The organism is uncultured Thiocystis sp., from assembly GCF_903866365.1.
Taxonomy (GTDB): Bacteria; Pseudomonadota; Gammaproteobacteria; order Chromatiales; family Chromatiaceae; genus Chromatium.
Genome location: NZ_CAIPNF010000344.1, coordinates 1 through 13,235, shown reverse-complemented (window position 1 = coordinate 13,235; position 13,235 = coordinate 1). Strand labels below are relative to the sequence as shown.

Here is a 13,235-nt window from a genome sequence, read left to right as displayed (position 1 = left end):
TCGGCATGCACTACCATCGCCATGACTTCACTCAAGGACATGGATTCGATGATGGCGCCCTTAGAACTGGAGCGACCCACCATCCTGGTGGTGGACGATACCCCGGCCAACCTGAGCCTGCTTGGTCAGATCCTGAAGGACGACTACCGGGTGAAACTGGCCAACCGCGGTCAGCGAGCGCTCGATCTGGCCACCGCCGCGCCGCCCGATCTGGTGCTGTGCGATGTGATGATGCCGGGCATGAACGGTTTCGAGGTCTGTCGGCAACTCAAGGCCAACCCGGACACCGCGCGCATCCCGGTGATCTTCGTCACCGCCGCCATGGACGTGGAGGACGAACGGCGCGGCTTCGAGGTCGGCGCGGTGGATTACATCCACAAACCGGTCACGCCACCCATCGTGCTGGCGCGGATCAAGACCCATCTCCAGATCAAACGCTGGCAGGATTTCATGGAAGACCAGAGCGCCTGGCTCCAGCAAGAGGTGGCGCGGCAGGTCAACCAGGTGCTGCAACTCCAGTCCTCCGCCATCCATGTCATGGTGTCCATGGCCGAGTTCCGCGACGAGGAAACCGGCAACCATATCCGCCGCACCCAGGAATACGTTCGCCTGCTCGGCGACTGGATGATGCGCCAGGGGTTGTATCCCGAGGAGTTGACCCCCGCGACGGTGGATCAGATGGCCCAGGCGGCGCCGCTGCACGACATCGGCAAGATCGCCATCCCCGATCATATCCTGCTCAAACCCGCGCAACTGAACAGCGAGGAATTCGAGATCATGAAGACGCACTCGCTGCGCGGCTTCGAGATCCTGGAACAGGCGCGTCAGTCGATGGGACACGATAACCCGCAGTTATTCTACGCCTCCCAGATCACCCGCCATCATCATGAACGCTGGGACGGCAGCGGCTATCCGGACGGACTGAGCGGCGCGGCGATCCCGCTGGCCGCGCGCCTCATGGCGGTCGCCGATGTGTATGACGCGCTGCGTTCGTCCCGACCCTACAAACGCCCCTTCACGCATACCGCCGCCCTGAACCTCATCGAAGAGGGTCGGGGCCGCCATTTCGACCCGGATGTGGTGGATACCTTCACGGCCCTGGCGACGGAGTTCGCGAAGATCGCCGAGACGCTGGCGGATCGATAACCCGATGAATTTATCGACAAGCATCTTCGGCTGCGAACTGCCGCGAGGACGTGATGGGTTGCCGGCCGAGGCGCCGGCAACAAATGCTCACTGCCGCACGGCATCCTTCAGCGCGCTGGCCGCCCACTGGTTGAGACTCACCCCGGATAACTCGGCGGCGACCGCGATCGCCGCATGGGTTTCCGGTTCGATACGCAGGAGCAGCCGACCCGAGTACGGCTTTTGCGCGGGGCGTCCCGTGCGCGCGCTGACCTCCAGGTAATGATCGACGGTTTCGCGAAAGGCCGTTTCCAGTTCATTGACCGTGCTCCCATGGAACACGGCAATATCCTTGATGCCCGCCAGTCGCCCGATAAAAATGCGATCGTCGGCGTCGTATTCGATGCGTGCGGCATAGCCGCGATAGGTCATGGTGTTCATGGTTTGAGTCCGGCGTTGTCGAGCAATTCGCGAACCGCCTTCACACGGTATTTCAGCGCTTCTTTCCGCGGGTGCGGACGATGGAAGTCGGCGCGTTGACCATGGAGAAAAAAGGTCACGGCGGAGCCGGAACCTTCGTCTTTCTCCGCGCCGAGCGCCAACAACAGCGCCTCGATCTTGCGCCACGGCAGATTGCCGTTGACCGGGCTCGCGAAGATCGCCTCAAGGGTCTTGCGGTGCGTGCTGTTCATGGGCTGATAGTATCGAATAGTGATACTATGCGCCAGTATCGGCGTTGACAGCCGCGCACTGGTCGGCCAAGTTATGAAGATCCTTGCCATCAGCAGAAATGACGAGCCCGCAGTCTCCAGCGCAACCGGATGCGCCCCATCCCTCGCAAGCGCGCGCGCGAATCGAGACTCCCACCCACGCGCGTCCCACTGGCTCGCCAGCCTGATTGCGCTGACCCTGATCGTCCCGTTCGCGGCCCGCGCCGAGGTGCGGATTTCTGGCTTCGGGACGCTGGGGGCGGCCGTCTCCGACCAGGATTTTATCTACCAGCGTTTCATCGACGACGGCGGCACGCTGAATCGCGATTCCCTGATCGGTCTCCAGTTGGACGCCCAACTCGCCGACGCCTGGGGCCTGACGCTCCAGGCCAAGGCCGCGCCATCGACGCATGACGAAAACGCCTGGGAACCGACCCTGAGCTGGGCCTTTCTCTCCTGGCGGCCGGACAACGATCTGCTGCTGCGCGCCGGTCGGCTGCGCCTGCCGCTGATGCTGTATTCGGCCAACAGCGACGTGGGTGTCACCTTCGAGTTCGCCCGCCTGCCGACCGAGGTTTATTCGCTCTTGCCCACCACGGATGTCAACGGATTGTCATTCGCCAGAACCTGGCTCGACGACTCGCGCGAATGGACTCTGGAGGGGTATCTGGGCACGACGCAGACCTACTGGCGCTATTATCTGCGCGACAACATGGAACCCCTTTTCCCGGCGGGCGTCTCCTTCCTCGGCTACGATTTCGTCATGGGCGGCCTGACGCTGTCGCGACGCGAGCGGGAAAATCTCTGGCGGATCGGTCTGCACCGCACCGATGCCGAGGCCGATCAAGGCCCGGTCCCGCGCAAATTCCCCTTCGTTACCCTGGTGCCCGGAACCGACATCGGTTACTACCAGGTCGCGGACGCCATGCCCGGACCGGGCGTGTCGTTCGTCGACAAATACGTCATCTATGTCCTGACGCTGGGCATGGAGATGGCGCTACCCTGGGATATCCAACTGATTGGCGAGTATGGACAGCGGCGCGTCGACAATGCCGCGATCACCGGTCCCAACACCCACGCCGCCTATCTGTCGCTGCTCAAGCGGATTGGATGCTGGACCCCCTATGTCTATTGGGCGGGCATCCGATCGCGTCCGCCGGCACTGAATTTCGGAGACGCGCTCAACCGCAACCGAGTGCCGGACGTTATCCCCGGCGCCGCCGCCATCAATGCCACGCAACGCGCGGGAGCGGACATGCTCGGTCCCTTCGACCAGCAGTCCTGGGCCATCGGCACCTCCTACAGCCTGTCGCCCACCAGCAAACTCAAGGCCGAATGGATGCACACCCGTACCGGAGTCCTGTCCAGCTTTGTCGATTCCCCCGCTGGTGAAGACAGCGGGGGACGCCAGATCAATGTGTTTTCGCTCTCCTACAATTTCACGTTTTGAGGGGAGCGACATGCGAATCCCACTGGTCATCCTGCTCTGCTCCGCCTTTCCGGTCCTGGCAGACACTACCATCATCGGCCACCCCGGCCTGCCGCCGCTCGATTCGACCACACTGCAACGCATCTATACCGGCAAGGTCGTCGAGGTGGACGGCGTGCGTGTCACGCCAGTCAATCTGTCGCCTGGCAGCGAGTTGCGCGCGCGTTTCCTGCGCGATTATCTGGGACAGGACGAGGACAAATATACCGGCTACTGGACCGTGCGGCGCTACGTGGGCAAGGGCACCCCGCCGCGTGAATTGAGCAGTCCCGAGGAGGTGAGCCGCTTCATCGCCAAGACCGCCGGGGCGATCGGCTATATCGACGAAACCGAACTGACGCCCGATGTCCGGGTTCTCCTGCGGAAAGCGCCATGAACCGTATTCCTCAACGCCGGCGCGCCTGGTTGGCCGCGCTGATCTTCGCCCTGCCGTGCATGCTGCGCGCCGAGATCCAGATCTCCGGCTTCGCCACCCTGGGGGCCGCGATCTCCGATCAGGATTTCGTCTATCAGCGTTACATCGACGACCACGGCACCCTGAATCGCGATTCGCTGCTCGGCCTCCAGTTGGACGCCCAACTCGCCGACGCCTGGAGCCTGACCCTCCAGGCCAAGGCCGCGCCCTCGACGCACAGCGACACCGGCTGGGAGCCGACCCTGAGCTGGGCCTTTCTCTCCTGGCGACCGGATAATGACCTGCTGCTGCGCGCCGGGAAATTACGCCTGCCGCTGATGTTCTATTCGGCCAACAGCGACGTGGGCACCACCTTCGACTTCGCGCGCCTGCCGACCGAGCTTTACTCGCTGATTCCCACGACCGATGTGAAGGGTCTGTCGGTCGCCAGAACCTGGCTCGACGGCGAGCGCGAATGGACCCTGGAAGGCTATGTGGGACGCGCGCATAGCGACTGGCGCTATTTTTTGCGCGAGGACATACCGCCGGACTTGCCCGACGGGCCGCTTTACATCGGCGTGGACATGGATCTGGCCGGACTCGTGCTATCGCTGCGCGATGGCGAGAACGTCTTGCGCGCCGGCCTGCACCACAGCGACCTCGAATCGGATTATGGGCCGCTTCCGGTCACCTCTCCCTTCGTGCCCATCGCGCCCGGCATCGGTTACTACAAGCTCGACGGCGCGATGCCCGGACCTCCCGTCCCGACCGTGGACCGGCTGCGCATCGATGTCTTGACGCTGGGCGCCGAGATCGCCCTGCCTCATGATTTTCGGCTCGTCGGCGAATATGGCCGACGCCGGATCACCAACTCCACCATGGGGCCGGATACCAGCGCCGGCTATCTGGCCCTGCTCAAGCGCGTCGGGCGCTGGACGCCCTATGTCTATTGGGCGGGCATTCGCACCCAGGCGGATGCATTGGGTCTCTACACGGCCGTGAACAACAACCGGGTGCCGGACGTTATCCCAGGGGCGGCGGCGATCAATGCCTCCCAGCGCACGGGGGCCGATCTCAACGGCGCCTTCGACCAGTATTCGCTCGCCATCGGCACCGCCTACCGGCTTTCGCCCACCAGTAAACTCAAGGCCGAATGGCTGCACACGCAAACCGGCAGCGTCTCCAGCTTCGTCGATCCCCCCGCGGACGAAGACAGCGGCGGGCGGCAGGTCAACGTCTTTTCGCTTTCCTACAATGTCACCTTCTGAGAAGTCCCACCCATGCGCTTTGACGTCACGCACGACGAGATCAAACGGGCCAACGTGCCCCACGAACTCTTTCTGACCAACCTGATCGGCAATCACATTCTGCTGACCGTGGGTCTCGGCGGCCTCGCCGGGAGCTATCCCTGGGTCATGGCGCTGATCCCGGCGATCTCGTTCGGCATCCTCGGCTTCACGCTGTGGCGCGCCCGCCGCGCCCGCCAGCACGATTCCTGGTATGTGATGTGTCACTGGCAGGTCTGCGCGCGCCGCAGCCGTCTCTTCATGCTCATGCTCGGCCTCCTGCTGCTGGCGGTCGCGCTGGGCTGGGCCGGGTATACCTATGGCGGGATGATGAAGGAAGCAGTCTGGGCGCTGGTCGCGGGCATCGGCATTCTGCCGGTGATGGCGAGCATCCTGGTGCTGGTCATGATCGAATCCGACGCGCTCTATCACGCCAATCAGGCGAAACTGCCGCAGTGGGTGGTCGAGCGTTTTCCGCATCCGCAGGCGTAAACCTGGCAAGAACAGTTAAACCGCGCAAAACGCGAAGAGCGAACACGGCCGTCGATCCGGACAGCGATCAAACCGTGGCGACGTCCTCGTAGATCGTGTCCAGGGAGAGTTCGACAGCGAGACAGTCGAGCGGGATCGCACCCTCGGTGACGATCTCCCGCCGCCATCCCTGTTCACGTCGATAGACCTCGACCGCGCGCGCGCTCTGATCGATCAGCAGATACTCCCGCAGACTGGGGAGGGTCTGATAGGCCAGGAATTTCTCGCGCCGGTCGATGCGCACGGTGGACTCCGACAGCACCTCGACCAGCAGACAGGGCCGAATGCAATAATACGTCTCGCGATCGTCCGGGTCGCAGCTCAGGAGCAGATCGGGATAGTAGAAGATGTCCTGCTCGGCGATCCGCAGCCGGACCTTCATGTCGTTCGCGAAGAGTTGACAGGGCGTGCCGCGCAGCAGTGGACGCAGATAGGCGACGAGATTGAGCGTGATGAGGCCATGCCGACGGCTCGCGCCGGTCATGGCGTAGAGTTCGCCATCGATATATTCATGGCGGATGTCGGGGCCGTCCTCGGCGGCGAGGTAATCCTCGACCGAGAGCCGTTGATCGCGGGCGAGTTGCGGCATGGGTGTTCTCCTTGGGTCCGGCGACGACAACAGCATCGCCTAGCGGGTCACGACCCCGCGCCTAGCTCCCGGGCCAGGAGCGCGTCGAGCACCTCAAAAAGACGCGCATGCCCCCCGGCCTGCGTGAGACTGACACGGTATTTGCCATTGACGATCAGCGTGGGGACATTGTCGACGCCATCGTTCTTGACCATCGCCTCGTCCTGACTGACCTGATTTTGCACCTCGGGAGCGTTGTAAGCGGCCCGGAATTCGTTGGCATCCATGCCGAGTTCCGCCGCGAAGGCGACCAGTTCGTCTTCGGTCTGGATCAGCCGCTTATGCGCGTGGATGGCATCGAACAGCGCGGGATGGAAGACGTCGAGCTTGCCCATCGAACGGGCCGCGTAATGGGCGCGGGCTTGCGCAGTCCAGCGCCCGCCGGTCGCGGGCACGCGGCGGAATTCGGCGCCCTCGGGCAGGGTTTTCAACCATTCGGTCAGGGCCGGTTCGAAATTGCGGCAGTGGGGGCAGCCATACATGAAGACCTCCAGCACCTCCACCTTGTCGCCGGTTTGCGTCGGCCGCGCCTGCGGGAGACGGGTATAGTCAAAGCCTTCGTCGAAGGCGCTCGCCTGCGCGGTCAGCAGGAGACCGAACAGGATCCGAATGATTGATTGGCCGACCATCGCTGCGCTCCCGAGTAAGATTGTGGTGGGTTAAGGTGATTTCCTGAAAACAATCCAAACGCATAAACGATGGCGATGGTCGGAACGATGATCGTGGCCGGAATCCTCAACCCAAGGCCTAGCGAGGCTTCGCCTCGGACCGACGAGTCATGATCGTCGCTTTAGCAAGCTGAACAGCGATCGTTGTCGTTGTCGGATAGTCGATTACGACAACGACAAACTTGACTCATCTGCAAGCAGATGAAGCCCTCAAGCAAGATAGTCCAGCACCAGACCGATGAAGATCGCCATGCCAACATAATTGTTGTTCAGAAAGGCGCGAAAACAGGCCGCCGGCGCGCGCTCGCGGATCAAGACCTGCTGATAGACCGCCAGCGCGGCGGCGACGCCAAGCCCTCCGAGATAAAACATCCCCCGACCCGCCGTCGCACCGATCCAGAGCAGCAGACCGAGCAACAGGATCTGCAACAGACCGATCGCCAGCCGGTCCCAGCGACCGAAGAGGATAGCCGTCGACTTGATGCCGATGTTCAGATCGTCCTCGCGATCGACCATCGCATACTGCGTATCGTAGATCAGTGCCCAGATCAGGGTCGCGACGAATAAAATCCAGGCGTAACCGGGAATCTGACCAGTGACCGCCATGAACGCCATCGGAATCGCCCAGCCGAAGGCCGCCCCAAGAAATAACTGCGGGATATGCGTGACCCGTTTCATGAAGGGATAGATGAACGTCAGCAGCAAGGCGATCACCGACAGCGCCACGGTCTGCCAGTTCAACTGAAGCACCAGACCGAAGGCCAGCAGACTCAGGAGCAGGAACACCACGACCGCCTCGGCGGGCGAGACCTCGCCAGTCGCCAGGGGCCGCTGCTTGGTGCGCCTCACCTGCCCATCGACCTTGCGGTCGGCAAAGTCATTGATCGCGCAACCCGCCGAGCGCATCAACACCACCCCCAGGACAAAGATCAACACCACGAACCAGGGCGGATGACCGTCGCCCGCCAGCCAGAGCGCCCAGAGCGCGGGCCACATCAGCAGAAAGATGCCGATGGGACGATGCAGACGCACCAGCACCAGATAGCGGTAGAGACGTTCGCGCCAGGCAAGCGGACGGAATTGACCGATTTTGACTTCGGGAAAGCTCATATCATGGGTCTTTTGATGGTCTTCAGAGGATTCGGTATCGACAAAGCGCCACCGAATTATGACACAGGCAAAGGGTGCGGAAGAACGTCGCCAGAGCGGTCAGCAATTCTCCGGATGTCGGCCCGCCACTGGACCAAGCGGACGCCCCGGCGACGCGGAGCATGCCGGACGCGCGTTACTCCCCTACCCCGGCGAATCGCCGGCGAATCAATGCCTGAGCATCCCGACTGACATCGAGCCTGGCGAGGCAGGCATCGAGAAAACCGGGATCCTCTTGAAAGACCTTGCGGGCCTTCTCCAGATCCGCACGAACCGCCGGGCCGTAAGCGCCTTCCGCCCGCTCCCAAACCTCCGCGCCAGGTTCGCCCCAGTGTTCGATCATCATCGTCAGATCGATCAAGTCGCGGGCGCAAACGCTGCGATCGGCAGAGCGATCGGAGTTGGCCAGTAATTTTTCGACCATCTGACTGGCGCGATCCAAGATCGGAACCGGGAGTAAAGCCACAGACTCGCATTGAAGCGAAACCCGGCCTTCGAGCACGATCTCGAATTTGATCGGCACGTCTTCCACCGCGAGGATCGTGCGAATCCCATAGCGGTCGGCGCGCACTTCGCGCAGGAGGGTCGGCGGTGTCAGAAACAGCTCGCCCAACGACAGGTTTGTCACCGTATTTCTGAGATCGCGATCACCGGGCGCGTGAGAACAGAGAAAGCCCATGTCGACGGACTCGCGATATTCGCCGAGCAAGAGCGCGGCACAGGTTCCGCCGCCAAAACAGCATTGGGTCTCCGCCAGAAACGCCGCATTCATCGAGGAGAGCAGCCCGACAATCCGGCGGTGATGCGCCCGTCTAAACATTCAGGATGCCTTTTCCATAACGCGCCGCCAGATAATCAATGAAGGCGCGCTCCTCCGCGCTCAAATGCGCGACATCGACATGCCGCCACTCCCGCTCGTACAGCGAGAAGGCTTCATCCTCCGGAAGATGCGTTCGCCGCGTCTGCCAAGCCAGCAGGCGCAGATTTGGATAGCGTGCAATCTCAACGAGGGGTGCGTTCATGCGATGCCACGAGCGATCAGGAAATGTCCAAGACGTCACAATGCCTGCCAACTGCCAACTGCCAACTGCCAACTGACAACTGACAACTGACAACTGACAACTGACAACTGACAACTGACAACTGCATCAAACCTGCCCATACGCCTCGCGATCGCCCATCCAGCGCGCGACCAGCGGCGCGACCGCGTCCGGATACCGCGCCAGGAGGAGATCGGCCGCCCGCTGCGCCGGCGCCACCAAGGCCTGATCGCGCACCGGATCGGCGACCCGGAACTGCACCGTCCCGGTCTGGCGCGTGCCCAACACCTCGCCCGCGCCGCGCAGCGCCAGATCCCGCTCGGCGATCTCGAAACCGCTGGTCGTCGCGCGGATGATGCCGAGACGCTCGCGTGCCACCGCCGACAGCGGCGCATGGTAGAGCAGCAGACAGTGACTCTCGACCGCCCCGCGTCCGACCCGTCCGCGCAACTGATGGAGTTGCGACAACCCCAGTCGCTCCGGGTTCTCGATGATCATGAGACTGGCGTTGGCGACATCCACGCCGACTTCGATCACCGTGGTCGCGACCAGCAGATCCAGCTCGCCGCCGGCAAATCCAGCCATCACCGCATCGCGGTCCGCCGACTTGAGCCGACCGTGCACCAGCCCGACCCGCACCCCCGGCAGACGCTCGCCCAACTGACGCGCCGTCTCCTCGGCCGCCTGACATTCCAGCGCCTCGGATTCGTCGATCAGGGTGCAAACCCAATAGGTCTGGCGCCCCTGGCCGCAGGCCATCCGCACCCGCCCGATGACTTCGTCGCGACGGCTGTCCGGAACCGCGACCGTGACGATGGGCGTGCGACCCGGCGGCAGGCTGTCGATGACCGACAGATCCAGATCGGCATAGAGCGTCATCGCCAGCGAACGCGGGATCGGGGTCGCGGTCATGATGAGCTGATGCGGCGCGCCGCCGTTCTGGCCGCCCTTCTCGCGCAGTTTCATGCGCTGGTGGACGCCGAAACGATGCTGCTCGTCGATGATCACCAGACCCAGATCCCGGAAGATGACCTCATCCTGAAACAGCGCGTGCGTGCCGACCACCAGCCGCGCCCGCCCGGCGGCGATGGACTCCAGCAAGTCCGCCCGCTCGCGCCCCTTGTGCCGACCGGCGAGCCAGAGCGATTCGACGCCCAGCGGCTTCAGCCAGGCGGTCAGACTGCGATGATGCTGTTCGGACAGCAGTTCGGTCGGCGCCATCAGCGCGGCCTGACGACCCGCCTCGATCGCTTGCAGGGCCGCGAGCGCCGCGACCACGGTCTTGCCCGCGCCCACGTCGCCCTGGAGCAACCGCTGCATGGGGCGATCCTGAAGCAGATCCGCCGCAATCTCGGTCGCTACCCGCTCCTGCGCCTCGGTGAGCCGGAAGGGCAAGGCCGCGCGCAAGCGCTGGCGCAGCCCGCCATCGCCGGCGAGCACCGGCGCGGCAATCGTGCCCTGCGACGCGCGCATCCGCCGCAGACTGACCTGATGCGCCACCAGCTCTTCAAAAGCCAGACGCAGAAAGGCCGGATGCCGCCGCTCCAGGAGGTCGACCAGACTGGTTTCGAGCGGGGGATGATGCAGATAGCGCAGCGCCTCGACCAGACCGGGCAGCGCCAGCGGACCCAGCGTCTCCTCGGGCAGATACTCGACCGGCGGCAGGTGCTCCAGCCAGTCCAGCGCCTGTTCGATCAGTCCGCGCCAGGCCGACTGTTGCAGCCCCTCGGTAGAAGGATAGATGGGGGTCAGACGTGCTTCCGTCGCCGTCGCGACTTCGTTCTGAAAGCGGCACTCGGGATGCACCATCTCCAGCGAGTCATGGCCCTGCCGCACCTCGCCATAACAACGTACCCGCGTGCCCGGCTTGAACGCCGCCACCTGTTGCGGCGAGAAATGGAAGAAGCGCAACAGAATGCCGGCAAAGGCGCCATCGGTGAGCCAGACCTTGAACGACCGCCGACGCCCGAAGGCGATGTTCGCCTCGCTGACCTCGCCCTCGATCAAGGCGTCTTCCCCGACGGTCAGTTCGCCGATGGGCAGCAGCCGGGTGCGATCCTGATAGCGCATCGGCAGATGAAACAGCAGATCCTGCACGGTGCGGATGCCGAGACGGGCCAGCCGCTCGGCGATCCGCGGACCGACCCGTTTCAGATGCGTGACCGGAATCCGCTCCAGCGACTGGAGCCCGGACGAATGCTCTGGGGCGATGTGTGTCAAGTGGATCGTGCCTGGTCTACACTGCGTTCGGACTGTCGTCTCTGGTGTCGAGCGACCCCCGCTTCAAATGGACAGGATTCACAGGATTTTTCAAGATTGACAGGATTAAAAACAATGGTTTCTATCTTGTTCATCCCTGCGAAATCGTGTTAATCCTGTCCATTCGCCACCTCTCGATGAGTAAGAAATTTACTTGAAACCACTTTAATCCTTACCCTTGCCCCTTGTTGCCCCTTGCCCCTTAGCATTCAGTTCGCCGACAACCGCACCCCGCCTGCTCCGACCCTGCGCGCCCGGATCGCCTTGGCCAACTGATGCACGGCCATGGCGTAATAGGTGCTGTGGTTGTACCGGGTGATGACATAAAAATTCGGCAGCCCCAGCCAGTATTCGTAACCGCCCTTGGCATCCAGTTGAAGCAGGCTTACCTGGCTGGCCCCGCCCAGCGATCCGGTCGGCACAATGCCGCGACCGGTTAATTCCTTCACGCCATAGCGGGTATCGAAACCGGTCTTCATCAGACCGGCATTCGCCCCGGATTCGACCCGTGCCCGCACCGCGACCGGCTCGCCCGCGCGCCAGCCGTGCCCCTTGAAATAATTGGCGACACTGCCGATGGCATCCGCGGGATTCCAGAGATCGCGATGGCCATCGTCGGTGAAATCCACCGCGTATTGGTGGAAACTCGATGGCATGAACTGACCCAATCCCATCGCCCCGGCAAAGGAGCCGCGCGGCTGGAAGGGACTGATCCCCTCGTCGCGGGCCATGATCAGAAAGGACTCCAGCTCGCCGGCAAAATAGTCGGCGCGACGGGGATAGGCGAAGGCGAGCGTGGCGAGCGCGTCGATGATGCGGGTCTTGCCGACGAAGCCCCCGAAACGGGTTTCGACGCCGATGATCGCGACCACGTATTCGGGCGGTACGCCATAACGGGACTCGTCCCGGGCAAGCGCCGCTTCATGACGCCGCCAGAACGCGGCACCGTTGGCGATCGTGTCCTCGGTCAGGAACTTCGCGCGGTAGCGGCTCCAGGCCCCGTTCGGCCCCGTGCTTTTGCTCGGCGCCTGATGGTTCATCAGATCGATGATCGACTGCTGACGTTGCGCGCCGGAGATGATCCTGGCCGTCTCGGCCGGATTGAAGCCCTGTGACTCCATCCGTCGGATAAAGCGATCCACGCCGGCGGCACTCGCGAAATCGCCGCTCACGGCCGCGGCGCGTTGCAGCCTCGGCGAACCATCGCCCGTGGGAGCGGGATCCCTTGGCGCTGTCGAGCCACAGCCCGCGAGGAGGATCAAGGCGAGGACGGCGAATGCGAGAAACGGGAGACGCATGGGATATCTTCGGAAAATTGATGGGTTAGACATCCATAGTAAAGCAGATTTCGAGGATCGCCAATCAACCCGCTCTTTTACTGGAATTTTATCCATCGGCATCGTTCAATCGTCCAGCACCATCACGGCGTCCATCTCGACCTCCGCCCCCTTGGGCAGAGCCGCGACCCCGATCGCCGCGCGGGCGGGATAGGGTTCCTCGAAATACTCGGCCATCACCTGATTGACCAACGGGAAATGGCCGAGATCGGTCAGAAAAACATTGAGCTTCACGACATCCGCCAGACGCCCATTCGCGGCACGGGCCACCGCGCGCAGATTGTCGAAGACCCGTCGGATCTGGGCCTCCATGTCACCCTCGACCAGCTCCATGGTCTCCGGCACCAAGGGAATCTGACCGGACAGATAGACCGTCTCCCCGACCCGCACCGCCTGAGAATAGGTTCCGATGGCTCGTGGCGCCTGATCGGTATGGATGATGTGTCGGGTCATTGGCTTCGTTCCTGTGGGTAAAAGTTGGCGGTTGGCAGTTGGCGGTTGGCGGTTGGCGGTTGGCAGTTGGCAGTTGGCAGTTGGCAGTTGGCAGTTGGCAGTTGGCAGTTGGCAGTTGGCAGTTGGCAGTTGGCAGTTGGCAGTTGGCAGTTGGCAGTTGGCAGTT

The 13,235-nt window shown here is 62.9% G+C and carries 15 protein-coding genes; 5 read left to right on the top strand and 10 right to left on the bottom strand.

From position 1 onward, the window contains the following. The first annotated feature begins 48 nt into the window (after positions 1-48). The gene (locus QZY07_RS19335; protein ID WP_295406186.1) at positions 49-1,146 is read left to right on the top strand and encodes a two-component system response regulator; all 1,098 of its coding nucleotides are present in this window, start codon (positions 49-51) and stop codon (positions 1,144-1,146) included. Between the two features lie 87 nt (positions 1,147-1,233). On the opposite strand, the gene QZY07_RS19330 is transcribed toward QZY07_RS19335, so the two are convergent. Both QZY07_RS19330 and QZY07_RS19325 read right to left on the bottom strand, forming a co-directional pair. After that, positions 1,234-1,566: a type II toxin-antitoxin system HicB family antitoxin gene (locus tag QZY07_RS19330; RefSeq protein ID WP_295406184.1), complete on the bottom strand. Its 333-nt coding sequence runs from the start codon at positions 1,564-1,566 to the stop codon at positions 1,234-1,236. Next, a complete protein-coding gene (locus tag QZY07_RS19325; RefSeq protein ID WP_295406182.1) occupies positions 1,563-1,817 on the bottom strand; it encodes a type II toxin-antitoxin system HicA family toxin in 255 nt (84 codons plus the stop codon). Before QZY07_RS19325 ends, QZY07_RS19330 begins: the two co-directional genes overlap by 4 nt. Positions 1,818-1,890: 73 nt before the next feature. Here QZY07_RS19325 and QZY07_RS19320 point away from each other — a divergent pair, with 73 nt between their 5' ends. The 4 genes from QZY07_RS19320 to QZY07_RS19305 are packed head-to-tail and all read left to right on the top strand — an operon-like array spanning position 1,891 to position 5,496. Then, positions 1,891-3,285 carry a hypothetical protein gene (locus tag QZY07_RS19320; RefSeq protein WP_295406180.1) on the top strand — a complete coding sequence of 465 codons (1,395 nt, stop codon included), beginning with the start codon at positions 1,891-1,893 and terminating at the stop codon, positions 3,283-3,285. A 10-nt stretch (positions 3,286-3,295) separates the two neighbouring features. Further along, complete coding sequence (locus tag QZY07_RS19315) at positions 3,296-3,700, top strand: hypothetical protein (protein WP_295406178.1); 405 nt, start codon at positions 3,296-3,298, stop codon at positions 3,698-3,700. After that, the gene (locus QZY07_RS19310) at positions 3,697-4,986 is read left to right on the top strand and encodes a hypothetical protein (RefSeq protein WP_295406176.1); all 1,290 of its coding nucleotides are present in this window, start codon (positions 3,697-3,699) and stop codon (positions 4,984-4,986) included. Before QZY07_RS19315 ends, QZY07_RS19310 begins: the two co-directional genes overlap by 4 nt. Before the next feature lie 12 nt (positions 4,987-4,998). Next, positions 4,999-5,496 carry a hypothetical protein gene (locus QZY07_RS19305; protein WP_295406174.1) on the top strand — a complete coding sequence of 166 codons (498 nt, stop codon included), beginning with the start codon at positions 4,999-5,001 and terminating at the stop codon, positions 5,494-5,496. Positions 5,497-5,563: 67 nt separating this feature from the next. On the opposite strand, the gene QZY07_RS19300 is transcribed toward QZY07_RS19305, so the two are convergent. The 8 genes from QZY07_RS19300 to QZY07_RS19265 form a co-directional block, all read right to left on the bottom strand. Continuing rightward, entirely contained in the window at positions 5,564-6,124 is a 561-nt protein-coding gene (locus QZY07_RS19300) for a Uma2 family endonuclease (RefSeq protein WP_295406172.1), read from the bottom strand. A 47-nt stretch (positions 6,125-6,171) separates the two neighbouring features. Next, positions 6,172-6,792: a thiol:disulfide interchange protein DsbA/DsbL gene (locus tag QZY07_RS19295; protein WP_295406170.1), complete on the bottom strand. Its 621-nt coding sequence runs from the start codon at positions 6,790-6,792 to the stop codon at positions 6,172-6,174. 249 nt (positions 6,793-7,041) lie between these two features. Next, positions 7,042-7,941, bottom strand: a complete 900-nt coding sequence (ubiA, locus tag QZY07_RS19290) for a 4-hydroxybenzoate octaprenyltransferase (protein WP_295406168.1) — start codon at positions 7,939-7,941, stop codon at positions 7,042-7,044. Positions 7,942-8,116: 175 nt separating this feature from the next. Then, a complete protein-coding gene (locus QZY07_RS19285) occupies positions 8,117-8,800 on the bottom strand; it encodes a nucleotidyl transferase AbiEii/AbiGii toxin family protein (protein ID WP_295406166.1) in 684 nt (227 codons plus the stop codon). Continuing rightward, complete coding sequence (locus tag QZY07_RS19280; protein WP_295406164.1) at positions 8,793-9,002, bottom strand: hypothetical protein; 210 nt, start codon at positions 9,000-9,002, stop codon at positions 8,793-8,795. The genes QZY07_RS19285 and QZY07_RS19280 overlap by 8 nt, the downstream gene beginning before the upstream one ends. Positions 9,003-9,128: 126 nt before the next feature. Continuing rightward, the gene (recG, locus tag QZY07_RS19275) at positions 9,129-11,240 is read right to left on the bottom strand and encodes an ATP-dependent DNA helicase RecG (protein ID WP_295406161.1); all 2,112 of its coding nucleotides are present in this window, start codon (positions 11,238-11,240) and stop codon (positions 9,129-9,131) included. A 248-nt stretch (positions 11,241-11,488) separates the two neighbouring features. Then, a complete protein-coding gene (gene mltB / locus QZY07_RS19270) occupies positions 11,489-12,577 on the bottom strand; it encodes a lytic murein transglycosylase B (protein WP_295406159.1) in 1,089 nt (362 codons plus the stop codon). A 105-nt stretch (positions 12,578-12,682) separates the two neighbouring features. Then, positions 12,683-13,069 carry a RidA family protein gene (locus QZY07_RS19265; RefSeq protein ID WP_295406156.1) on the bottom strand — a complete coding sequence of 129 codons (387 nt, stop codon included), beginning with the start codon at positions 13,067-13,069 and terminating at the stop codon, positions 12,683-12,685. Between the last annotated feature and the right edge of the window lie 166 nt (positions 13,070-13,235).

What these genes read in the sequence shown, in the direction of transcription:
- QZY07_RS19300 (WP_295406172.1), bottom strand. Translation starts at nt 6,124, where the DNA reads ATGCCGCAACTCGCCCGCGATCAACGGCTCTCGGTCGAGGATTACCTC.
- QZY07_RS19315 (WP_295406178.1), top strand. Translation starts at nt 3,296, where the DNA reads ATGCGAATCCCACTGGTCATCCTGCTCTGCTCCGCCTTTCCGGTCCTG.
- QZY07_RS19330 (WP_295406184.1), bottom strand. Translation starts at nt 1,566, where the DNA reads ATGAACACCATGACCTATCGCGGCTATGCCGCACGCATCGAATACGAC.
- QZY07_RS19335 (WP_295406186.1), top strand. Translation starts at nt 49, where the DNA reads ATGATGGCGCCCTTAGAACTGGAGCGACCCACCATCCTGGTGGTGGAC.
- QZY07_RS19285 (WP_295406166.1), bottom strand. Translation starts at nt 8,800, where the DNA reads ATGTTTAGACGGGCGCATCACCGCCGGATTGTCGGGCTGCTCTCCTCG.
- ubiA (WP_295406168.1), bottom strand. Translation starts at nt 7,941, where the DNA reads ATGAGCTTTCCCGAAGTCAAAATCGGTCAATTCCGTCCGCTTGCCTGG.
- QZY07_RS19265 (WP_295406156.1), bottom strand. Translation starts at nt 13,069, where the DNA reads ATGACCCGACACATCATCCATACCGATCAGGCGCCACGAGCCATCGGA.
- QZY07_RS19310 (WP_295406176.1), top strand. Translation starts at nt 3,697, where the DNA reads ATGAACCGTATTCCTCAACGCCGGCGCGCCTGGTTGGCCGCGCTGATC.
- mltB (WP_295406159.1), bottom strand. Translation starts at nt 12,577, where the DNA reads ATGCGTCTCCCGTTTCTCGCATTCGCCGTCCTCGCCTTGATCCTCCTC.
- QZY07_RS19305 (WP_295406174.1), top strand. Translation starts at nt 4,999, where the DNA reads ATGCGCTTTGACGTCACGCACGACGAGATCAAACGGGCCAACGTGCCC.
- QZY07_RS19325 (WP_295406182.1), bottom strand. Translation starts at nt 1,817, where the DNA reads ATGAACAGCACGCACCGCAAGACCCTTGAGGCGATCTTCGCGAGCCCG.
- QZY07_RS19320 (WP_295406180.1), top strand. Translation starts at nt 1,891, where the DNA reads ATGAAGATCCTTGCCATCAGCAGAAATGACGAGCCCGCAGTCTCCAGC.
- QZY07_RS19295 (WP_295406170.1), bottom strand. Translation starts at nt 6,792, where the DNA reads ATGGTCGGCCAATCAATCATTCGGATCCTGTTCGGTCTCCTGCTGACC.
- QZY07_RS19280 (WP_295406164.1), bottom strand. Translation starts at nt 9,002, where the DNA reads ATGAACGCACCCCTCGTTGAGATTGCACGCTATCCAAATCTGCGCCTG.